Source organism: Fibrivirga algicola (assembly GCF_011742925.1).
GTDB classification, from domain to species: domain Bacteria; phylum Bacteroidota; class Bacteroidia; order Cytophagales; family Spirosomataceae; genus Fibrella; species Fibrella algicola.
Genome location: NZ_WAEL01000007.1, coordinates 15,124 through 36,918, shown reverse-complemented (window position 1 = coordinate 36,918; position 21,795 = coordinate 15,124). Strand labels below are relative to the sequence as shown.

Below are 21,795 nucleotides of genomic sequence, written 5' to 3'. Positions count from 1 at the left end.
TTGTTCAACCTAACCGGAGTATCGAAGTATGTCGAAACAATTTCGATTGCCATTACGCCTTGGGAGTAAGGCACTTGGTCAGGCGGCGGCAGGTCGTCTTGCAGTGGGGGCATTCGCAGCGGGAGCAATGGCCGTTGGGGCACTGGCGATTGGTGCTATAGCCATTGGGCAGTTGCGGGTTGGGCGCGGCTCTATTCGTAAGCTGCATATTGGCGAGTTGGAAGTGGACAAACTGACCATCCGGACTACGTACCCTGGCTAGTTCCGGCCAACCCTACCTGTATCATGACGAATCAGGAGCAAATTCAGCAACTAGTTAGCGAACAGGAAACAGCCATCCGAAATAAAGACATTCCGGCGTCGATGAGTCAGTATGCGCCCGATGTGCTCTCCTTCGACGTTGTCAGCTCGCTGCAAAAAGTGGGCATCGACGCCTGTCGCGACCGACTGAAAACCTGGCTGGCCCAGTTTCCTGGCCCAATAGCGTATACCGTTGACGGCCTCGAAGTTGTGGCCGTTGAGGAGATGGCGTACTGTCATTCTATTAATCACGTCAATGGAAAGACAGCTACCGGCACAGTGATCGATATGCGGTGGCGGGCCACAGTCTGTTATCAAAAAATAACCGATAAGTGGCTGATTACTCACGAGCATAGCTCGGTGCCTTTCGACCCTGAGTCGGGCAAGGCACTGATTGACCTTACGGTTTGAACCTATCAGGAACTAATCAACGTGTATTATGAAAACTGACCCAAAAATTGACAAACGCGATGATGTTCGCCCAAGCGAAGGCGAGCACAAGTACGGCGACGTGCGGTTTGCCGACCCAACTAACAAAAAGTATCCCATCGATACGCCAGAGCATGTGCGGGCGGCCTGGAGCTATATTAACCACAAAGACAACGCGGCCAAATACGACGCCGACGAGGTGGATGTAATCAAGGACCGCATCAGAAAAGCGGCCAAACAGCACGACGTTGATATTCAAGAAGAGTAAGGCCAAACAGTCTGACTACACCTAAGCCATGTACATTATTCTTGGTGCTACCGGCCACGTAGGGTCGGCTGTAGCTACTGCCTTACTCGATCAGGGTGAGTCGGTTACGGTTGTAACGCATGACGCCCACAAAGCAGCTGACTGGCAACAAAAGGGCGCGCAGGTTGCCGTTGCAGATGTGCATGATAGCGATGCACTTCGACGGATATTCGAGCGAGGGAAGCGGCTGTTTCTACTCAATCCACCAGCGAATCCATCTACTGATACGGCCACGGAAGAGCGCAAAAGTGTGGCCTCTATTCTAGCCGCCATCGCTGGATCGGGCCTGGAAAAAATCGTTGCCGAATCGACCTATGGTGCGCAGCCGGGCGACCGGATTGGTGATTTAAGTGTACTCTACGATATGGAGGAAGCGTTGCGCAATCAGCCTGTTCCAGCCAGCATTATACGGGCGGCGTATTACATGAGCAATTGGGACGCTTCGTTGCAAACAGCGCAACAGGAGGGCAAGGTGCATACGCTCTACCCGCCCGACTTTGCCTTGCCAATGGTCGCTCCGGATGACATTGGCAAAGTTGCCGCCCGCCTGCTCACTGAACCAGCAACGAAAACGGGGATTCATTACGTGGAAGGGCCACAACGCTACACATCGGCCGACGTGGCTAGGGCGCTTTCGGCAGTCTTGAACAAACCCGTCGTAGCTGTTCAGACCCCTCAGGATCAGTGGATACCCACCTTACGCGATCTGGGTTTTTCAGACAAAGCGGCTGAGTCGATGGCTAACATGACGGCCGTTACGCTCAACCAGCCTGCGTTTCCCCAAAATTACGAACGAGGAGCCACGACGCTGGAAGCCTATATCCGGAACGTGGTACACGAAGCAGCCAAAGCCTGAAGTCGCGACCCAGCCTGATCATGGCAGGACGTACCTACCGGTTCATCAACCAGAAAGTCCCTGTTCAGCTTACCCAACAATGAGGCTGAACAGGGACTATAACTCTTTACAGATTCATGCCGCCCGACACTTCGATCCGCTGGGCGTTAATCCAACGGGCTTCGTCGGTGCAGAGGAAAGCCACGACCCCGCCGATGTCCTCGGGCAGGCCAACACGACCCAGTGCGGTAATGGCGGCAATATGCTTGTTCACATCGGGATTGTCGCGAACCACGCCCCCACCGAAATCTGTCTCGATAGCTCCCGGTGCCACCACGTTGACCGCGATGCCCCGCGTGCCCAGCTCTTTGGCCATGTAGATGCTGAGAGTTTCGATAGCCCCTTTAAGAGAGCCATAAACCGCTCGTCCGGGCGAGGTAAACCGGGCCAGTCCCGAAGAGATATTGATGATCCGGCCGCCATCGTTCTGTATAGGCAATAGCTGCTCAGTCAAAAACAGCACGCCTTTGAAGTGAATGTTCACCAGCTGGTCGAACTCAGCCTCTTTTGTTTGCCCGATCGGCGAATTCCCCGCCGTACCGGCGTTGTTGATCAGAAAGTCGAAGTGATCGGTGCCAAACGTAGTCGTTAGCGTAGCGGTGAGCTGCCCGGCAAACGTCTCGAAGCTGGCAACAGCACCAGCGTCCAACTGAAGGGCGGCCGCTTTCCGGCCTAGTTGTTCAATCTCGGCAACAACCGCATCGGCATCCTCTTTCCGGCTATTATAGGTCAGTACAACGTCGATTCCTTTTTTGGCAAGGGCGAGTGCCATGTTTTTGCCCAATCCCCGGCTACCGCCGGTCACTACTGCAATTTTCGTGTTCGTGCTCATTGTCTGTTAACTATGTTCATCTACCGAAGGCAAAGGTCGGTGAGCGAACGAAGCAGCTGGTTGCAAATAGCAATCCGATTATTGCAAAAATCAAATCAGGCCCGAAACGCAGCTGGCGATAGCGTAGTCTGCTTGCGGAAGAAATTAGAGAAGTGAGCCACCTCTTCAAAACCCAGGCTGTAGCTGATCTCGGAGATGTTCCAGTCGGTCTGTTTCAACAGGATTTTAGCCTCCTGCACTATTCGGCTACTGATCAGGTCTGTGGTAGTTTTGCCCATGTTCTCCTTCAGTACCTTATTGAGGTGATTCACATGCACCGACAGCTGACGAGCGTACTCGTTGGCCGTACGCAGGGCAATTTTCTGACCGGGCGACTGAATGGGGAACTGCCGCTCGAGCAACTCAATAAACAGTGACGAGATACGGGCCGAAGCGGTATGGGTCGGGTAGAGCGACGTGGCGGGTTGCAGTTTCTGGCCAAAATGAATCAGCTCAAGCACATAATTCCGCAACAGATCATACTTGTAGGCGTAGTCTGACCCTATCTCCCGGTGCATTTTAGAGAATATGTAGCGGAGTTCATCGGATTCTTCATCGGTCAATTGAAACACGGGAACACCACCGGGTTGAAACAGCGGCAGTTCATCGAGCACCACACCGCTTTTAGTCGATACCAGAAATTCATCGGTAAACACGCAGAACGAGCCCGCCTGTTGCTCATCGAGCGGCACATAATGATATGGGATCTTGGGCGTGGCGAACAGCAATGCATTCGTTTCGATTTCGATCACCTTATCGGCATATTCGGCCTTGTTGCGACCACTGATCAGGCTGATTTTGTAATAGGCCCGCCGGTCATAGGGCATCACGCCTTTTTTGGTCCTGAGCGCCATCATGTCGGCAATTCGGAAGACATTGAAATGCCCGATCTCCCTGTTGATCTCGGCCGGAACTACAGTTGCGATCTCATGATAAAACTCGTCTAACGATTTACTGGCCATACTACCTGCTTGCGAAATTCAAATGTACAACGTTATTCCCGTTGTCGCACGCAGATCCTTGCCAGCCTTCCGAAAGCGAATGTCGCTCCGTTCGATAAGCTGACCTCAGCGTGCACGTTAGTATGAAACCCTTTGGGCGAATGCCCGTTCTTAGGGTAACAGAAGTTTGGGCTAATGTATCAGCTTAGCGTCTGGCGGAGCGGTATGCCAGCCCTATGTACGTCAACCAAATCAACGTAACCGAATCCCATGAAAGCAGCCATCATCAACCAATACGGAAGTAGTCACGAATTTAAGATTCAGGAAGTACCCACGCCCGAGGTCGACTCACACGAGGTCCTGATCAGGGTGTACGCCGCGGGTATTAATCCAGTGGACACCAAGCTACGCGAAGGCGCCATGAAACTGATGTTACCCGGTTCATTCCCTAAAATTCTGGGGGCCGAATGCGCGGGTGTCATTGAAGAGGTGGGGCTTATGGTCACCGATTTCCAGCCCGGCGATCGGGTGGTAGCGGGGTTAGGGGTCACGGGCGCTGGCTACGCCGAACTGACCGCCACAAAGCAGAAGAACGTGGTCAAGCTGCCCGACGCCATCGATTTCACGCAGGCAGCGGCTATGCCCGTGGCGGCTGGTACAGCTCTGCAGGCTATGCGCGACAAAGGCCATCTTCGCCCGAATGACCGCGTGCTGATCAACGGCGCATCGGGTGGTGTGGGTACGTTCGCGGTACAAATTGCCCGTATAATCGGCGCGCATGTCACGGCCGTATGTAGTGCCGACAATGCCGAGCTGGTGAAGCAATTGGGTGCTCACGTAGTGGTCGACTACAAGTCAACGGATTTCACGAAACTCCCCGATAAGTTCGAGGTCGTTTTCGATGCGGTAGGTAAAAGCTCGTTCGATGCCTGCCGGGAAATCCTGACCGACGAAGGAACGTACGTAACCACCACGCCATCGGCGAAGCAACTACTGGAACAGGTTGTCACGGTGTTCACGAAGCAGAAGGCCGAATCGATCGTTTTCTCGTTTACGCAGGAAGACATGAACTGGCTGCTGAAACAGGTGGCCGACGGAAGGCTGGTGTCGGTCATTGATAAGACCTACTCACTCGACCAAGTTGGTCAGGCACATGCATACAGCGAAACGGGCCGAGTCAAAGGGAAACTGGTTTTAGCCATTGGGTAACGTCGTGCCACTCCCGCCAGAACGTATCCATACACTCAGCAATACATTATAAACCACTTAAACTACCAACCAAATAGAGTCATGTCGGTTGTTTAGAAGACATTGTACGCACGTATACTGCTTTAGACACTAACATGGCAAAAACTGGAGCCGACCTGATGGTCGAACGATTACTGGATTGGGGAGTCGACACCATTTTTAGTTTACCCGGCGACGGTATCAACGGACTTTATGAATCGCTGCGAACACACGCTGACAAGATCCGCCTCATCCAGGTACGTCACGAAGAAGCGGCAGCGTTTATGGCTTGTGCCTACGCCAAATTCACGGGCAAGCTGGGGGTCTGCATGGCCACATCGGGTTGCGGTGGCATTCATCTGCTCAACGGCCTGTATGATGCTAAGTACGACTGCCAGCCGGTTCTGGCTATTACGGGCAACGCGGCCCACGATATCAGCGGCACGTTCTACCAGCAGGATGTTGACCTGGTGAAGGTGTTTGCCGACGTAGCCCAGTATAACGAACGCGTGATGGGTCCCGATCATGTCGTTAACGTGCTGGATCAGGCGGTTCGAACCGCGCTTGGCCAGCGGACAGTGACGCACATTTCCTTTCCGAAAGATTTCCAGGAATGGACGACCAGCGACGACACCCGTTCGTCGGTGAACGTACCTGACCATAGCAGCGCCACTAAAGTAAGTTATGAGCAAACTCCTTCCCTGAATCAATTACAGCGGGCAGCTGACGTGATCAATGCGGGTAAGAAGGTGGCTATTTTCGCGGGCCGTGGTGCGCTTAGTGCTCGTGAAGAGGTCATTCAACTGGCCGATCTGGTGGGCGGGCCAATCATTAAAGCCTTATTAGGCAAGAACGTCGTGCCAGACGGTCATCCGTTCACGACGGGTGGGGTTGGCTTGTTAGGCACGGCCCCATCGCAGGATGCCATGGAGGAATGCGACACACTGATTATGATTGGTACTCGTTTTCCCTACCTCGAATATTACCCAAAACCCAGTCAGGCCCGAACGGTGCAGATCGATCTTGACGCCTCGCATATAGGGCTACGGACACCCGTTGAAGTGGGGCTACTGGGTGATAGTCGGTCTACGTTACAGGCGTTGCTGCCCCTGCTCGACCGGAAAACGGATCGCAGCTTTCTGGAAACAGCGCAGGAACGAATGGGCCATTGGTCTGAGCTGATGCAGCAGCGTGGCACCCAGGATACCCTGCCCATGAAGCCGCAGGTGATCCCGCACACCGTTAGTCCCTTGCTCGCCGACAACGCCATTGTCACCTGTGACTGCGGCAACAACACAACCTGGGTGGCCCGCCATATTCAGCTGAGAGGCGAGATGCAGTTTTCGACCTCGGGCCTGCTGGCGACCATGGCGTCGGGATTACCCTATGCGATCGCCGCGTCGGTAGCGTTCCCAGACCGGCAGGTCGTGGCGCTGGTGGGCGATGGCGGTTTCACAATGTTGATGGGCGAGATGGCCACGGCGGTCAAATACAAGTTGCCAATCAAGGTGTTTATCTTCCACAACAACGCCTATGGTCAGATCAAGTGGGAGCAGATCGTGATGGAAGGAAACCCCGAATATGGTGTAGACATTCAACCGATCGACTTCGCCATGCACGCCCGTGCCTGTGGAGCTACCGGCTTCACGATCGATAACCCCGCCGATGCCGACCGGATCGTACGCGAAGCGATGGCCCACGACGGCCCGGTTGTAGTCGACTGCATCGTAGATCAGAACGAACCGCCCATGCCCGGCAAAATCACGACGGTACAGGCCGTTGAGTTTGTCAAGGCGCTGGCGCGCGGAGAGCGTGATCGAAGTGAAATCATCAAAACGGTTATCAGCAATCAATATCAGGAAGCTGTAGCCACCAAAGGCCGCAGCCTGCTCAACCTCATTCCGGGACTTTGATACTGAATACAGACCAATGGCTCTGCAACCAAGCGCACCTGGGCAATGCTACGCCTTGTTCTGTATCTGGTAAGACCTTTTTGCCATGGCAACGACACCTGTATCATCGAAAACCTTACCCTGGCCGGTGCTGTCTCTGCGGGCTGGTTTACTGACAGCACTGGGCGCTGTCCTGTTTTTCACTGGCAGTCATCAATCAGTTGTATCACTCGTAGTGCTCAGCGCGCTGTTGCTGTCAGCCGGTCTGATGGCCCGGCGGTTCTGGAGCAGCAGCCGGGCTATCAACAAGCCAGATTACTGGTTTATGATCGCGGGTTGGGTTGACATCGCTTTTGGCGTCGGCGTGCTTTTTTATTTAGGTAATCCGACTAAAGGCGTCGACAACTTATTGGGTGCCTGGGGTGTACTTGTCGCCATCACGCAGTTTGTGGCCACGTTGTACACATTTCTGGGCGTGAAAGACAACAGTGAAAGTGGTCAGGACATGACGGTTATTATTCTCCATTTCTTGAACACCCTACTCGGTGGCGGCACCGCATTCATGCTGGTTCAGCGGCCCTTCAACGACCGATCCATGCAGTTCGCAGGATTATTTCCGCTGGCCATGGGCGTGTTGCTGCTTGTACTGGTCCGTCAACTGAAAGCCGACGTTGACATAGACGAAGCCCAACAGGCTAAGTCATAAAAAAGACACATAAAAACCACGTAAAACTCGATAATAATGCCTACAACAAAGAAGGAGCAACTGCTCCATACACCCTCAGACCTAAAGGAATCTGACCGCGCGCATCTGGCCGATGTGCTGAATGCACTGGTCGCCGACGCATTTGCGCTCTACGTAAAGACCAAGAATTACCACTGGCACATGTCAGGTCGGCATTTCCGTGATTATCACCTGCTGCTCGACGAACAGGCCGAACAGATTTTTGCCACTATCGACCCACTAGCCGAACGGGTTCGAAAACTGGGTGAACGCACCATCCATTCAATAGCTGAGATTGGCAAGCGGCAACGGGTCAACGACAATGACAAGGCGTTCGTGGCCCCCATCGACATGCTCACGGACCTGCTCGAAGAAAACAAGGCGATGGCCAAAAATATGCGTGATGCCCACGAAGACTGCGACAACGCCAGCGATGTAGCTACGGCCAGCCTGCTGGAAGTATATATCGATGAAACCGAGCGCCGTGCCTGGTTCCTCTTTGAAGCGACTCGCGAAATCGACTAGTTACCAGCCGATTGCACCGTCCGGCCCACTTCGTAGTGGGCACCGAATACCCCCAGGTACGTCCCGTAGCAACACAGTGTTGGTTTTGGCCGATCCTATGTTGCTACGGGACGTTGTGTGTGAGCGGAGTCCGTTCGATGGCTTTGATCGGCCTGTTCATTAGTAAGTCCGCTAACTCGTCTTTGTAGGTTGAGTCGGGGCCAGCTACCGTCAGTCTGGGGTATCCCTTGCTGCTGCGACGTAATTTTCAGATAACCTACTTGATTCAGGATGATGCTCAACGTACGACAATTCCTCTTGGCACTTTTCAGCCTCTGCTCACTCACAGCATTGGTGGCAACCATTCAGGTCGAAAAGCCTGCTCAGGCTAAGCGGTCGCCCAACATCATCCTGATTCTGATCGACGATATGGGCTCTGCTGATGTAGGCTGCTTTGGCGGTACGTTCGCGCCTACCCCAAACATTGACCGGTTGGCGGCCGAAGGCATTAAATTCACCAATTACTACAGCGCTGCACCGATCTGCTCGCCTTCACGGGTAGGCCTGACAACCGGTATGGCTCCGGGTAAGTGGCGGATCACTTCGTTTCTCGCCGAACGCAAACACAACCGCACCTGCGAACAGGCCGATTTCCTTGATGCCTCGGCACCGACGGTGGCCCGCCAGCTTAAAGCGGCAGGCTACGCTACAGCGCACTTCGGCAAATGGCATATGGGTGGTGGTCGCGACGTGACGAATGCCCCCGCCATTACTCAGTACGGTTTCGACGACTACGCCAGCACCTGGGAAAGCCCCAACCCCGACCCGCTTCTTACCTCGACCAACTGGATCTGGGCCAGGTCAGATAGTGTGAAACGCTGGAATCGTACCGCCTACTTTGTAGACAAAACGCTTGCTTTCCTGAAACGGAACCCCGGAAAACCCTGCTACATTAATCTCTGGCCCGACGATGTACACACGCCCTGGGTGCCTGACGAGACAACGCTCGACGCGTTTCCGAAGGGTACGGAAAAGCCCCGCGAATTCAAAGCAGTGCTGGCCGATCTCGACGTCCAGATCGGGCGGCTGATGGCGGGGCTCAAAGCGTTGGGCGTTGATGACAACACGCTGGTCATTTTCACCAGCGACAATGGCGCACTACCCACGTTCGAGGGCAAGCGGTCGGGTACGTACCGGGGCAGCAAACTTTCACTGTACGAAGGCGGTATTCGAATGCCATTTATCGTGCGTTATCCGGCCCGAACCCCGAAAAACGTGGTCGACAATCGGTCGGTGCTCTGCGCAACAGACTTACTATCGACCTTTGTAAGTCTGGCAGGCCAAAAAGGGACTAGCTCAGGTGATGGTGAAAATATGGCTGCTGCACTAATCGGCACACCACGTACCCGCTCAAAGCCCCTATTCTGGGAATACGGTCGAAACAACGAATCATTCAGATACCCGGCTGCCCGCCACAAAAGCCCAAATCTGGCCATGCGGCAGGGCAACTGGAAATTGCTGGTTAATGACAACGGCTCCGGTGTCGAATTATACGATTTAGCAGCGGACCCATCGGAGAATAACGACCTTTCCAGTCAACAAAGTCAGGTGGTTGATCGGATGAAAACGCAGCTACTCGCCTGGCGATCTTCTCTGCCCAAGCTTGCGCCCTAGCGAGTCAGGCTCCTCTGTATGTAGTGTTAGCTTTTGGTCAGCAGTCAACCAAGTTAAGGACCCTTGCTACTGTGCCTTGGTTGAGTAATTGCTCTGGCAATTCTACTTCTACCAGCATTCTTCAGGTACGTTTTCTGCTCGCGAACTGGGTAGCTGGAACGTACCCGGAGAACTGGTCTGCTAACCCCCGTACAACGATGAGTCACCACTCCAAAAACCACGTTAGTCGTTTTGCCATTGCTACCTGCCTGTTGCTAGTAACCTTTGCGGTAACAGACGGACAGGCTCAGTCGAAGTCGTCTGTTCAACAGCCTGTACTGGGTGTTCGATCGGCAAAAATCATCACTGTTGATAAGCGCTCATTCAAGGATTTAAACCGAAACGGGCAGCTCGATAAATACGAAGACTGGCGGTTACCAGCTGAAGAGCGCAGCAAGGACTTAGTAGCCCGAATGTCGGTAGAGGAGAAAGTAGGGTTTATGCTCATCAGTACCACTCGACTCAAAAACGACTGGTCGTTTGAGGCCCCGAAAAATAAAGAGCCGATCACCAGCGATTTCAACGAATCGGACTTGTCGACGAACACGAACATGTTCACGCGCAAGCCATTACCAACGCCGCTGATGAATGCCGCCGGGACTACCAAAGCCGTCACCCAGTTCCACCTGCGTCATTTCATTCTCCGGGCCAATGTCAGCGCGCGCATCACTGCTGAATGGGCTAACAAGTTGCAGGCACTCTGTGAGAGCGACGGGCTGGGCATTCCGGCCATTGTTGCCTCGAACCCGCGCAACCACGTCACGGCCGCCGCGGCCATTGGCACCAGCGTCGGCAAAACGGCGTTCTCTTCCTGGCCTGGCGAACTGGGTCTGGCCGCCATGCGCGACCTGAAACTGACCCGCGAATTTGCCGACATTGCCCGGCAGGAATGGGCCGCTGTTGGGCTCCGCAAAGGCTACATGTACATGGCTGACCTCGCCACTGAACCCCGCTGGCAACGCGTAGACGGCACCTTTGGCGAGAATGCCGAGTGGGCTGCGAAGATGATTACCGAAGTAGTGCTCGGTTTTCAGGGCAAGAAACTGAGCAACACCTCCGTAGCCATGACCACCAAGCACTTTCCCGGTGGCGGCGCGGGTAAGGCAGGCCAGGACCCCCATTTTGACTGGGGCAAGGAAGAGGTATTTCCGGGCGGCCAATTTCAGACGAACCTGATACCGTTCAAAGCCGCTATTGCCGCTGGTACGTCGGCCATTATGCCTTACTACTCCATGCCTACAGGTACCGACTACGAGCCCATTGCCTACGCATACAACCGCCCGATTATTCATAACCTGCTGCGCGTAAAACTTGGGTTCAACGGCATCATCAACTCCGATACCGGTCCCATTGAAATGATGCCCTGGGGTGCCGAAAACCTGACTATTAGCCAACGGTATAAACGCACGCTCGAAGCAGGCGTTAACCTTTACTCGGGTACCGCTGACCCGGCCAATCTGCTCGAGACCGTAAAATCAGGGCAGGTGAGCATGGCCCTCATCGACGATTCGGTTGTGCGGCTGTTGAACGAGAAATTTGAACTCGGCCTGTTCGAGAACCCCTACGTCGACGTTGAGGCGGCAGAGAAGCTGGCGGGCAGTGCCGCCTTTCAGGCGCGGGCCGATGTAGCGCTGCGCAAGTCGATCGTGCTTCTCCGCAACGATGCAAAAACACTTCCGCTGAAGCCCGCCACAAAGATCTACGTTGAAACATACGCCAGACGGGCGGCCACCGCGCCAATGGGCCAGGGGGACGTATACCAACCCACCGACAGCAAAACAGGTCTCCAATTTGTTAAAACGCCCGAAGAGGCTGACGTCATCCTATTGTGGTTGCTGCCTTCCGGAAAATCACTCTTCGCCTCAGACGGATCACCTCTCGAATTGTCGCTGTCAAAAAACGCCGTCGATATTGCGTATATCAATTCGTTGACCGCTAAAAAGCCAACGATCCTGGCGATCAACTACACCAATCCGTGGGTGATCGACGAGGTGTATAACCAGACCACAAGACCACATATTCCGGGCGTATTGGCTACGTTTGGCACTACGCTTGACGCGGTGCTCGATATTGTTTCGGGTAAAGTCAAGCCAACAGGCAGGATGCCGTTCACCACACCCATCTCCGAAGCGGCTGTCCGTAATCAGCTGGAGGACGTACCGGGCTACAAGGAAGGCCCTACCTACGGCCTGTTTAAATACGACGAAGGCATCAGCTATTAAGTAGTAGCTTTGCGTAATGGCGTACAGCGTTACGGGTCTGTCTACCGGCCCGACTCGCAGCGCCGTACGCCATTGGGCAAAGTTTATCCACCCGTTTTTAGCTGCGCTTTTTTGTACAAAACATATAATCGTCAAAAAAACTTTTCGGCAACTCTATTGGTTGATATAGCAACCAGTTTTACATTTGCCTCATGATTGACGAAAATACGCTTCGGACGAAGTTTGCCGAACGGATGGGTTCACAATCCATCTTTATGATTAGCCACGTAGGTCACCTGATGGCCAAAAAGGCAAATCGCGAACTTACCCGCCTGGGCTTCACACTTCAGATCGAGCAGTTTCCGGTGTTGTTCATTACCTACTTTGCTGGTGACGAACTATTGTCCCAACAGGACATTGCCAATATGCTTCAAAAGGATAAATCGGGCATTCAGCGTTCCATTCGCACTTTAGAGCGTGACGGGTACCTGCGGGTTGTTCCTGATGACATTGACCGGCGGAAGAATCTGATTCGCCTTACCCCCGCTGGTAAGATGATTATCGAGCAAGCCATTCAAACGACCGAAATGCTGGATCAACACGTAATGAGCCAACTGTCTGAAGAAGAACAGCAGTCCTTTTTGAATACCACCCGCAAAATCATTGCCCTACTAGACAAGTAATATTTTTTTGATTAATTAGTTGATATGTCTACTGTAGATACATCAACCTTTGTATTTATGAAACGATTAATTGCACTTAGCTTAGGTCTTGCCCTCTGGTTCCCTCCCCAGGGATGGGCTCAGGCACAGCCACAGCCGACAGCACCTGCACCGGGTGGTTTTCGGCTGAAAGATTGCATTGAGTATGGCCTCAAGAATTTTGGGACCGTGCGCATTGCTCAGTACCAAACTCAGACAGCCGATCAGCAGGCGCGGGAAGCCCTTGGGTTGTACCTACCTCAGGTGTCGGCCACCGGAACCACCACCGATAACCTGAAACTCCAGCAGAGCGTGATTCCGGCAGGGGTATTTGGGCCTGAACCACGGGTCTTTATCATCGGTCAGAAGTACCAGACCAACCTGACGGCCCAGGTGACGCAACCGATCTTCGACCGGGCGTTACTGATCGGTATAAAAGCCAACAAGCCGAACCAGCAACTGGCCGCGCTGAACACCCGGCAGACGCAGGAAGACGTGATCTACAACATTGCCAGCAACTACTACCAGGTGTTTGTGGCCCAGCAGCAGATTGCTCTCCTTCGCGATAACCTGGAACGTACCCAGCAGGTGCTCAACATCCTGAAACTCCAGCGCGACAACGGGGTGATCCAGCCAGTCGACTACACCCGCACGGAAGTTAGCTACAACAGCACACAGTCGCAGTTGACGCTGGCCGAGAATGACCGCAACCTGGCCCTGAACCGCCTGAAATACCAGATGGGCATGCCGCAGGATCAACCCCTGGAGCTGACTGATTCGACGCTGTTGACCCAACTACCTACGCTCGACAATGAGCCGTTCGACCCAAAACAACTGGTTTCGTTTCAACAGTCGGAAGCCAATATTGCCCTGCAGCAGTTGCAGTTTCAGCGGATTAAAGCCGGTTACCTGCCCACACTGAGCCTGACCGGCAACTACGGAACGGTGAACCTGGGCGCGCAGACAATCGACCAGCTGTTTACCAACTTCGTCGGGTTCGGTAGTGTGGGACTTCGACTGAACATCCCCATTTTCGACGGGTTCCAGCGCGATTCGCGGCTAAAGCAGCAGCGGCTGACCGTGCTCACCCAGCAGGAGCAACAGAAACTGAACACCTCGGCTTACCAGCTTCAGTTCAACAGCGCTCAATCGCAGATTCAGCGGGCACAAACCAGCCTGCAAAACGACGATCGCAACGTAAAGCTGGCGCAGGAGGTCTACAACATCACCACGCTGCAATACAAGCAGGGCACCAAGTTGTTGACCGACCTGATCAACGCCGATAACTCGTACCGCGAAGCCCGGACCAACTACATCAATTCGCTCATTAACCTGTATCAGGCACGCCTTGACCTGGAGCAATCGCAGGGCAAACTCCTCACTTTCTACAACCAACTCTGATCAGTACAACCGATTTATAGATCATGAAAAAGACAACCTTACTTGTCGTGGTGGCCATTCTGGCCGTTGTTTCCCTGATTGGGTTTCGGCTGGCTTCCAACAAGAAAACGATCGATGCCCAGAAGCAGCCGGTCGTGCAAGCAAACGTGGCGATACCAGTTACGGTGGCCCCCGTAGTGGAAGGAACAGTAAGCCAGCAACTCGTAAAGACCGGCAATCTTGTTCCGTTCAAAGAAGCCGAACTAATTGCGACTACCGCCGGGAAAGTAACGAAGGTGAACTTCAACCTGGGCTCTTCGGTGCGGGAGGGGGCTGTGCTTGTTCAGCTGGATAACCGCCTGAAAGAACTGTCGCTCGAGGCGACCCAACTGTCGATCGACAGGCTGAAGAAAGATGTAACCCGTTACAACACACTGCTGGCCGGTAATGCGACCACCGAATTGCAGGTGAACGAAACGAAGTACAACTACGAAAACGCGGTGAATCAGGCCGAGCAGATCAAGAAGCAGATTGCCGATGCAAACGTGAAAGCACCCATCAGCGGTCAGGTTGTGGTAAAGGACATTGAGCCGGGTGAATTTATTACGGCGGGTAAGGTGCTGGGCCGGGTACTCGACGTAAACCGGTTGAAAGTAGAAGTGCCCGTGAATGAAAGCGATGTGTATCGGTTGCGCACAGGCCAGACGGTGAAGGTGACAACCAGTGTGTTTCCCGGCAGAACATTCAACGGTCGTATCTCCTACATCGCCCCACAAGGCTCTGCTGAACACAACTACCCCGTAGAAATTACGATCGATAATGCGGGTGGTTTGAAAGCAGGTACGTTCGTTAATGCTGATTTCTCGCAGCCATCGAACCAGAGAGCACTTCAGATACCGCGTGGAGCCCTGGTCGAGAGCATCAAGAATCCATACGTTTACGTCATCAACGGCAACGCAGTAGCGCGCCGTACCATCACCGTTGGCCGCGACTTCGGCGACACCATCGAAGTCCTAAGCGGCCTCAATGCAGGAGACCAGGTGGTAACCACCGGCCAGTTGAACCTGAGCGACGGCAAACCCGTGCAAATCACTAAATAAAGCGTTTGAGGTTTGATGTTGCGCTGCTGAATCACCGTTCCGTTGGAGTGCAGCGCAACCACAAACGCCAAACTACGAACTACGAATCCCAAAAAAGCCATGTCAATCTCCGAAATAGCCGTAAAACGGCCGCTGCTGGTGACGACGATTTTTACCGTTCTGATTCTGTTCGGTTTCCTGAGTTATAAGCAGCTTTCCTATAATCTGTTGCCCAAGTTCGAGGCCAACGTGATCAGCGTAGCCACGGTCTACCGGGGTGCCTCGGCCGATGAGGTAGAGACCAACGTGACCAAGCGAATCGAAGATGCGCTGTCGGCGCTGGAAGGCCTCGACCGCATGACGTCGACCTCGCAGGAAGGCGTATCAAGCGTGATTATCCAGCTGAAAAACGGCGTGAACACTACGCTGGCCCAGCAAGACGCCCAACGTAAAATTGAGCAGATCCTGAACTTGCTGCCCGACGCTGCCGACCGGCCCATTCTGAACAAGTTCTCGACCGATGAGATCCCGGTGCTGCGGATGGGCGTTACCGCCAACATGTCGCCCACGGCGCTGTATGACCTGATCAACAACGACATCAAGCCGCAGCTTTCGAACGTATCGGGGGTGGGGCAGGTGAACATCATCGGTGGTAACGAACGCCAGATTCAGGTGAATGTAAACACCGAGAAGCTTCGCGGGTACGGCGTATCCATCGGCCAGGTATCGCAGGCCATCAACGCGGCCAACGCCAGCTACCCTGCGGGTCAGCTGGAAACGCGCGAATCGCAGTACTCGATCCGGTTCGACGCCTCGGTACAAACCGTCAATCGCCTGCGCGATCTGATCATTGCCAACCGGACAGATGGCTCGCAGGTACTGCTGAGAGACGTGGCCGAAGTGGTTGACGCCAGCACCAAGCCAACGGCCATCAACCACATCAACGCACAGCCGTCGATTGGTTTGCAGATACAGAAACAGTCAGACGCCAACGCCGTATCGGTGAGCCAGCAGGCGCAGGTAAAGATCACCCAGTTGGAGAAGCAATACGCCAATTTGGGCCTGAAATTCAACATCGCGTCCGACCAGTCGATCTATACCCTGGCTTCGGCCGATGCCGTGGTGTTCGACATGGGCCTTGCCATTCTGATCGTATCGGTGGTGATGCTGTTATTCCTCCACAGTTTCCGGTCGGCCATGTTCGTACTGGTCGCGCTGCCTTCATCGATGATTCCGACGTTCGCCCTGATGTACCTGATGGGCTTCTCGCTGAACCTGATGACGCTGATGGCGCTTTCGCTGGTGGTGGGTATCCTGGTCGATGACTCGATTGTGGTGTTGGAAAACATCAACCGCCACCTCGAAATGGGCAAAGACAAACGCACGGCGGCCCTCGATGGTCGGAGCGAAATTGGCTTCACGGCCCTGGCCATTACACTTGTCGACGTGGTGGTGTTTGTGCCCCTGGCCATGACCGGCGGCCTGATCGGGAACATCCTGCGGGAGTTTGCGCTGGTAGTCGTGTTCTCAACGCTGATGAGCTTGCTGGTGTCATTCACCTTAACGCCTTTGCTGGCCTCACGCTTCGGCAAAATCGAAGTCTTAAATCCAAACACACTCTGGGGTAAACTGAACCTAGGATTTGAGCGGATGATTGATCGCTTAACCAACGCTTACGGCCGCGTCCTGGTCTGGGCACTGGGCCACAAACGGTACATTTTCCTGTCGGTGATCGCTATGCTTATCGGGTCTATCTATCTCGTTCCGGCAGGCTTCATCGGTGCGGCTTTTATGCCCCAGAGCGATCAGGGCGAAATGAGCGTGCAGATCGAATTGGCCCCTACGGCGTCTATCTATCAGACGAACGCCGTAGCCCAACGGGCCGAGCAGATCATCATGAAGCACCCGGAAGTGACCAACGTATTCAGCAATATTGGCTACAGCAGCACCGGGCTGGGTACGTCGGCCAATAGTAACCTCGCTGACTTGAACGTGAAGCTGATCGACAAAAAGCAGCGCAAACTATCGACCGAACAGTTTGGGCAGATGCTGAAAAACGAAGTGAGCCAGATTCCGGGTGTTCGGGTAACAGTAGCCCCCGTCGGCATTGTCGGTGCCTCGCAGGCACCCATCATGATTGCGGTAAAAGGCACCAACCTGGCCGACATTCGGAAAGCCGCCGCACTGGTGAAACAGGTCACAGCTTCGGTACCCGGCACGCAGGACGTGAAATACTCGGTAAAGGATCCAAAACCGGAAGTAACGGTCAACCTGAACCGCGACAAAATGGCTCAGTTAGGTATCAGCGCGACCGACGTGGGTATTGCTTTGCAAAACGCCTTCCGGGGTAACGACCTGTCGAAGTTCAAACAGAACGGTAACGAGTATGACATCCTGGTGAGCCTCGATCAGTTTGACCGCACTCAGGCCGCCGACGTGTCGCGGCTGACGTTCGTAAACAACCAGGGGAAAACGTTCGAACTGTCGCAGTTTGCTACGGTTCAGGAGCAGGTGGGCGAAAGCGTGCTCGAGCGCATCGACCGGCTGTCGTCGATCACCATCAATGCGCAGGTCGTTGGCCGGCCGGTAGGTACCGTGGGTGCCGATATTCAGGCGAAGATGGGTAAAGAGAAGCTGCCTGAAGGTGTATCGATTCAGTACCTCGGTCAGTTACAGCAACAGTCCGACGCGTTCGGTAGCCTGGGACTTGCGTTGGGTATTGCCATTCTGCTGGTGTATTTCATCATGGTGGCCCTCTACGAAAGCGTCGTGTACCCATTCGTAGTACTTTTCTCGATTCCCGTCGCCCTGATCGGTGCCCTGCTGGCGCTGGCCCTGACTATGGAAAGCCTGACCGTATTTGCCATTGTGGGTATGATCATGCTGCTCGGTCTGGTAGCCAAGAATGCTATCCTGATCGTCGACTTTGCCAACCAACTGAAAGCTGAAGGTAAGGAGGTCGTCGAGGCCTTGCTCGAGGCGGGTAAAGAGCGGTTACGCCCTATCCTGATGACCACTCTGGCGATGATCTTCGGTATGTTACCCATCGCCCTGGCGAGCGGTGCCAGCGCCGAAACAAAGAACGGCATGGCCTGGGTAATCATTGGTGGCTTAACGTCGTCTATGTTGCTGACCTTGTTTGTGGTACCATCCACGTACCTCGTTGTTGACCGACTTATTGCCCGGTTCACGAAGAAGAAAGTGATTCCTCAAAAACCGCAGGAGCTTGAAGTTGCCAAGGCAATCAGTTAAATCGATTGATCGCAAATGCAAAAAAGCCGACCCATCTGAATGGGTCGGCTTTTTTGCATTCATACGGTAGCGAACAGGCCCGATGGTACAACGGGGGTGGCTACTTTACGTCTGCCTGCTCCGTAATCGACACTGACCGTACCAGCTTGCCGTTATTGCCCAGGCTGAGCGCTTTCAGCTGCTGCGACAGGAGTGGCTGCTGGCCGGTTACTTTTGCCACCAACAACCCAAAACTGGTGGCCAGCTCAGTCTCGGTAAACGTACAGTGCCCAAATCGGTCCGGAATGGGAATGGGCGTAAACAGGGCCGCAGTGCCTTTCAGTACCGTTTTTTGCTGGTAGAGCGGCAGGTGCCAGAACGGAACCAGAAAATCGCCGCTTGTATGCATTTGCACCAGCGGTATACGCAGGGCGGCACTGGTCTGGTAGTCCTTTTCGATTATTTTCATTGCCTGTTTATCACCGGCGAAACGTTGTACCTGCTGATTCAACTGTTGATTCTCGGCTGGGCTCCCAAACGGATTGATATACACGCTGGTTGTGTTGTCGGCGGGTTGGCCTTTCAGCACCTGGGTGGCATTACGGGTAGCAAACACATCATACCAGAGCAGCCCGAGGACCGCCTGCGCACTAGTGGCGGGGCTCTCTGCGGCATATATCAGATCGGCCGTGGCCAGTAGTTTTTGGGTATTGACCGGGTTGGCCTGCATGGCTCCAAGAATCAATGGCACATACACGCTCTGCCAATTCTGCATGAGTTGGTCCGGAATAGCAACGGCAGTGCCGGGCAACACCCCCGGAAAATAATAATCGAACAGCACCCGGAAGTCGACGTACCGGTTGATCTGCCGCTGAAAATCGCCACAGGGACCGCAGAGTGCCAATCCCCCGTCGAACAGATCGGGGTAGCGCTCGATAGCCAGCGTGGTAATGAGCCCCCCTTCAGAGCCGCCGGTCAGGTACACGTGGCCGGGCCGCCCATACTGTTTGACAAAGCTTTTTCGCAGGTTTACGATATCGGTGATACCGGGTTGCACCGCCAGGCCATTCACGCTGTAGCTGGTTGTGGCAAAGGCATACCCCTGGCTGATTAACAGCGGCGCAATGGCATCTGCTTCGGTCGATATGGCCAGCGGTTCGTAGGGCGACACGTACCCGTGGGCATACATAATCAGGTCGCCATTCCAGTTAGCGGGCTTGCAGATCTGATAAATCTCGCCGGTTTTCAGGGTCTGAACCGTACATCCGAATGCACTCAGGGTACCATCGAGCAGGGTCACTGTTTTAGCCTGTCGCACTTCGTGGACAACGTCGGTGTTCGACTCGCTCCGGGTGGTAAGCGAATCCAGCTCGTTGGAGCAGCCGGTCAGCAGTCCGAGAAGGGCTGGTAAAAGCCAGTAATAGGTTTGTCTGATAAACGTCTTTTTCATGGTAGTAAACAGGTTTTGGTTTAAGTTACTAGAGCTGACACACGGCAGGACTAACCCCGGCAGCTCGCAGCTAAAGCACTGTAAAAGAATGCCTTACCAACTACATGCGCCGTAGTTTTTATTGGCCGGTCAATGGTACCTCATGCAGTCAACCAACACATCCGGATTCATTTACTTACGAGTAAAAAAATGACCTGCTGATGAAAACATGACTGCTTCTTTTTTAGCCACAACGCCACAAACCGTAACTGGCAAGTAACCATTTGTTACCTACCGTTTTGGGGTGCATTATTTCCTATATTTGGTCATGTAACCTAGCCCACTCCCCATGCTCCCTCAACAGCTACTGGATTTATATCAGCCGCAAAACCACCTCTTCCACCCAACCACAGAAGCACACATCAGCGCGTTTGTAAGGTATGCAGCCGAAAACAAGCTGAACGTCCGCGTCCGGGGAGCAGCGCTTTCGGTACCGCAGGCTGTATTCACCAACGGCTTTAAGACCAATACTGACGCTTCTGCTCCCGACATCAACCTGCAACTCGATCAGTTCCGGTCTATTCATTTTGACGATTCTACCCTGGAAGTAACGGTTGGGGCGGGCATCAACCTCTATTATGATCCCTTCGACCCGGCGCACGTTTCGTCGGAGACCAACGGACTGTTTCCGCAAGTAGCTGCCAAGGGATGGGTCTTGCCCAACGTACCTGCCGTAGCCCACCAAACCATCGCCGGGTTCATCGCTACCGGGTCAGAAGGCGCCTCGGTACCTGCATCGTTTGGCGATCAGGTGGTTGGCATTCGGTTAATTGATGGAAACGGTAACCCGCAGAATTTTCGACGGAGCGATGACCCCACCAACCCATTCTTCGCCGTGGGTACGTCGCTTGGCTTGCTGGGCATTGTCGTGTCGGTTACGCTGAAGTGCCTGCCCTATCTGGACAACGCAGGCCACCACTCAACCATGATCGCTGGTTACGAAGATGTTACGTCGCAGTATCAAACGCCGTTCAACTTCCTGGGCCCTGTTGACGCGGCAAAGCCATCGCTGGCAGACATGCTGACGAATACGCCACACGTGCGGTTGCTCTGGTGGCCCTACAACGAGTTGCAGTGGGTTGTCAACTGGCGGGCGGCACCCATGAGTAAGGCCGATGCCGCCGTGAAAACGGGCATAAAAGCGTATGCCCCTCCGTTTCCAGTTGTCACGATTGGCCCCTTTCATACGCCGCGCCTGTGGGCGCAGTGGATCGCGGAAAAAGGCTTCTGGCTTATAAACAACTGGCCGAACTGGTACGACAAGCTAACAGCCAGACTATTCGGGAACAGGCTGGCTGCACTCTGGAACGGCCTCAGAAAGCTGGTCGACGACTTATTCCCAACCGTGTATACCAAGCTGCTCAGCCTGTACTTTAGCCCGAAAAAACCGCAGCAGCAATTCTGGGATGTGTGGTGGAGCGCCCTTCGCGTCGATTCGTTCGAATTCAGCAACAAGCTATTCAACCTCGATTATACCGAGCTATGGGTGCCCATGACGGATGCTCAGCGGCTAATTGCGGTTATGGAAACCCATTATAAGCAAAAAGGCTTTGCCGCTACCGAAGTCTATACCGTCGAAATTTCGGGGGCTAAGGCGAGTCCGTTCTGGTTGAGTCCGGCCTATAAGCACGACGTGATCCGGATCAATTTTCTGCACTTTGCCAACAGTGCCGTCAAGTCAGCCGATTACTACCAACAGTTCTGGCAGTTGCTATATGACAACCAGATTCCGTTTCGGCCACACTGGGGCAAACTACTGCCGCTCGCCAATGGGCGCACCGGAGCCCCGTATTTAGCCGAACAATACCCTAAATTAGCTGACTTCAACGAACTCCGCGCCAGCATGGACCCTCATAACGTCTTTCTGACCAGCTACTGGAAATTACACCTCGGTATTTAATTCAAGCCTGT

At 54.0% G+C, this 21,795-nt stretch carries 18 protein-coding genes; 15 read left to right on the top strand and 3 right to left on the bottom strand.

The genetic code is table 11. The features are described 5' to 3' along the window. Positions 1–28 precede the first annotated feature (28 nt). The 4 genes from F7231_RS18430 to F7231_RS18415 are packed head-to-tail and all read left to right on the top strand — an operon-like array spanning position 29 to position 1,892. Positions 29–262: a hypothetical protein gene (locus tag F7231_RS18430; protein ID WP_166693010.1), complete on the top strand. Its 234-nt coding sequence runs from the start codon at positions 29–31 to the stop codon at positions 260–262. 23 nt (positions 263–285) lie between these two features. Then, complete coding sequence (locus F7231_RS18425) at positions 286–711, top strand: YybH family protein (RefSeq protein WP_166693009.1); 426 nt, start codon at positions 286–288, stop codon at positions 709–711. A 28-nt stretch (positions 712–739) separates the two neighbouring features. Beyond that, positions 740–997, top strand: a complete 258-nt coding sequence (locus tag F7231_RS18420; RefSeq protein ID WP_166693008.1) for a DUF6582 domain-containing protein — start codon at positions 740–742, stop codon at positions 995–997. A gap of 28 nt (positions 998–1,025) precedes the next feature. Continuing rightward, positions 1,026–1,892: an NmrA family NAD(P)-binding protein gene (locus F7231_RS18415; RefSeq protein ID WP_166693007.1), complete on the top strand. Its 867-nt coding sequence runs from the start codon at positions 1,026–1,028 to the stop codon at positions 1,890–1,892. Between the two features lie 106 nt (positions 1,893–1,998). Here the strand turns inward: F7231_RS18415 and F7231_RS18410 are convergent, their stop codons facing one another. Then, on the bottom strand, positions 1,999–2,763 hold the full coding sequence (locus tag F7231_RS18410; protein ID WP_166693006.1) for an SDR family NAD(P)-dependent oxidoreductase: 765 nt from the start codon (positions 2,761–2,763) through the stop codon (positions 1,999–2,001). A gap of 95 nt (positions 2,764–2,858) precedes the next feature. Further along, on the bottom strand, positions 2,859–3,764 hold the full coding sequence (locus F7231_RS18405) for a helix-turn-helix domain-containing protein (protein WP_166693005.1): 906 nt from the start codon (positions 3,762–3,764) through the stop codon (positions 2,859–2,861). A gap of 249 nt (positions 3,765–4,013) precedes the next feature. On the opposite strand from F7231_RS18405, the gene F7231_RS18400 reads away from it, so the two are divergent. From F7231_RS18400 to F7231_RS18355, 10 genes are all read left to right on the top strand, one after another. Continuing rightward, positions 4,014–4,952 (top strand): NAD(P)-dependent alcohol dehydrogenase, encoded by a 939-nt coding sequence (locus F7231_RS18400; protein WP_166693004.1) that lies wholly within the window; start codon positions 4,014–4,016, stop codon positions 4,950–4,952. A gap of 134 nt (positions 4,953–5,086) precedes the next feature. Continuing rightward, positions 5,087–6,883, top strand: a complete 1,797-nt coding sequence (locus F7231_RS18395) for a thiamine pyrophosphate-dependent enzyme (protein WP_166693003.1) — start codon at positions 5,087–5,089, stop codon at positions 6,881–6,883. Between the two features lie 85 nt (positions 6,884–6,968). After that, positions 6,969–7,568 carry a hypothetical protein gene (locus F7231_RS18390; protein WP_166693002.1) on the top strand — a complete coding sequence of 200 codons (600 nt, stop codon included), beginning with the start codon at positions 6,969–6,971 and terminating at the stop codon, positions 7,566–7,568. A 36-nt stretch (positions 7,569–7,604) separates the two neighbouring features. Further along, a complete protein-coding gene (locus F7231_RS18385; RefSeq protein ID WP_085414171.1) occupies positions 7,605–8,111 on the top strand; it encodes a Dps family protein in 507 nt (168 codons plus the stop codon). Between the two features lie 297 nt (positions 8,112–8,408). Continuing rightward, positions 8,409–9,764, top strand: coding sequence for a sulfatase-like hydrolase/transferase (locus tag F7231_RS18380; RefSeq protein WP_229370105.1), 1,356 nt, complete (start codon positions 8,409–8,411; stop codon positions 9,762–9,764). 197 nt (positions 9,765–9,961) lie between these two features. Next, a complete protein-coding gene (locus tag F7231_RS18375) occupies positions 9,962–12,025 on the top strand; it encodes a glycoside hydrolase family 3 protein (protein ID WP_166693001.1) in 2,064 nt (687 codons plus the stop codon). Between the two features lie 191 nt (positions 12,026–12,216). Then, positions 12,217–12,687: a MarR family winged helix-turn-helix transcriptional regulator gene (locus F7231_RS18370; protein WP_085414174.1), complete on the top strand. Its 471-nt coding sequence runs from the start codon at positions 12,217–12,219 to the stop codon at positions 12,685–12,687. 57 nt (positions 12,688–12,744) lie between these two features. Further along, positions 12,745–14,106, top strand: coding sequence for a TolC family protein (locus F7231_RS18365; RefSeq protein WP_085414175.1), 1,362 nt, complete (start codon positions 12,745–12,747; stop codon positions 14,104–14,106). 23 nt (positions 14,107–14,129) lie between these two features. Beyond that, positions 14,130–15,185 carry an efflux RND transporter periplasmic adaptor subunit gene (locus F7231_RS18360; RefSeq protein WP_085414176.1) on the top strand — a complete coding sequence of 352 codons (1,056 nt, stop codon included), beginning with the start codon at positions 14,130–14,132 and terminating at the stop codon, positions 15,183–15,185. Between the two features lie 99 nt (positions 15,186–15,284). Next, positions 15,285–18,416 carry an efflux RND transporter permease subunit gene (locus F7231_RS18355; RefSeq protein WP_085414177.1) on the top strand — a complete coding sequence of 1,044 codons (3,132 nt, stop codon included), beginning with the start codon at positions 15,285–15,287 and terminating at the stop codon, positions 18,414–18,416. Positions 18,417–18,516: 100 nt separating this feature from the next. On the opposite strand, the gene F7231_RS18350 is transcribed toward F7231_RS18355, so the two are convergent. Then, the gene (locus F7231_RS18350) at positions 18,517–19,845 is read right to left on the bottom strand and encodes a DUF6351 family protein (protein ID WP_166693000.1); all 1,329 of its coding nucleotides are present in this window, start codon (positions 19,843–19,845) and stop codon (positions 18,517–18,519) included. A 328-nt stretch (positions 19,846–20,173) separates the two neighbouring features. On the opposite strand from F7231_RS18350, the gene F7231_RS18345 reads away from it, so the two are divergent. Beyond that, positions 20,174–21,784 (top strand): D-arabinono-1,4-lactone oxidase, encoded by a 1,611-nt coding sequence (locus F7231_RS18345; protein ID WP_166692999.1) that lies wholly within the window; start codon positions 20,174–20,176, stop codon positions 21,782–21,784. The last annotated feature ends 11 nt before the right edge of the window (positions 21,785–21,795 follow it).

Coding starts and splice junctions, on each gene's coding strand:
- F7231_RS18425 (WP_166693009.1), top strand. CDS start 286: ATGACGAATCAGGAGCAAATTCAGCAACTAGTTAGCGAACAGGAAACA.
- F7231_RS18360 (WP_085414176.1), top strand. CDS start 14,130: ATGAAAAAGACAACCTTACTTGTCGTGGTGGCCATTCTGGCCGTTGTT.
- F7231_RS18375 (WP_166693001.1), top strand. CDS start 9,962: ATGAGTCACCACTCCAAAAACCACGTTAGTCGTTTTGCCATTGCTACC.
- F7231_RS18415 (WP_166693007.1), top strand. CDS start 1,026: ATGTACATTATTCTTGGTGCTACCGGCCACGTAGGGTCGGCTGTAGCT.
- F7231_RS18430 (WP_166693010.1), top strand. CDS start 29: ATGTCGAAACAATTTCGATTGCCATTACGCCTTGGGAGTAAGGCACTT.
- F7231_RS18405 (WP_166693005.1), bottom strand. CDS start 3,764: ATGGCCAGTAAATCGTTAGACGAGTTTTATCATGAGATCGCAACTGTA.
- F7231_RS18420 (WP_166693008.1), top strand. CDS start 740: ATGAAAACTGACCCAAAAATTGACAAACGCGATGATGTTCGCCCAAGC.
- F7231_RS18395 (WP_166693003.1), top strand. CDS start 5,087: ATGGCAAAAACTGGAGCCGACCTGATGGTCGAACGATTACTGGATTGG.
- F7231_RS18355 (WP_085414177.1), top strand. CDS start 15,285: ATGTCAATCTCCGAAATAGCCGTAAAACGGCCGCTGCTGGTGACGACG.
- F7231_RS18410 (WP_166693006.1), bottom strand. CDS start 2,763: ATGAGCACGAACACGAAAATTGCAGTAGTGACCGGCGGTAGCCGGGGA.
- F7231_RS18370 (WP_085414174.1), top strand. CDS start 12,217: ATGATTGACGAAAATACGCTTCGGACGAAGTTTGCCGAACGGATGGGT.
- F7231_RS18390 (WP_166693002.1), top strand. CDS start 6,969: ATGGCAACGACACCTGTATCATCGAAAACCTTACCCTGGCCGGTGCTG.
- F7231_RS18400 (WP_166693004.1), top strand. CDS start 4,014: ATGAAAGCAGCCATCATCAACCAATACGGAAGTAGTCACGAATTTAAG.
- F7231_RS18365 (WP_085414175.1), top strand. CDS start 12,745: ATGAAACGATTAATTGCACTTAGCTTAGGTCTTGCCCTCTGGTTCCCT.
- F7231_RS18345 (WP_166692999.1), top strand. CDS start 20,174: ATGCTCCCTCAACAGCTACTGGATTTATATCAGCCGCAAAACCACCTC.
- F7231_RS18350 (WP_166693000.1), bottom strand. CDS start 19,845: ATGAAAAAGACGTTTATCAGACAAACCTATTACTGGCTTTTACCAGCC.
- F7231_RS18385 (WP_085414171.1), top strand. CDS start 7,605: ATGCCTACAACAAAGAAGGAGCAACTGCTCCATACACCCTCAGACCTA.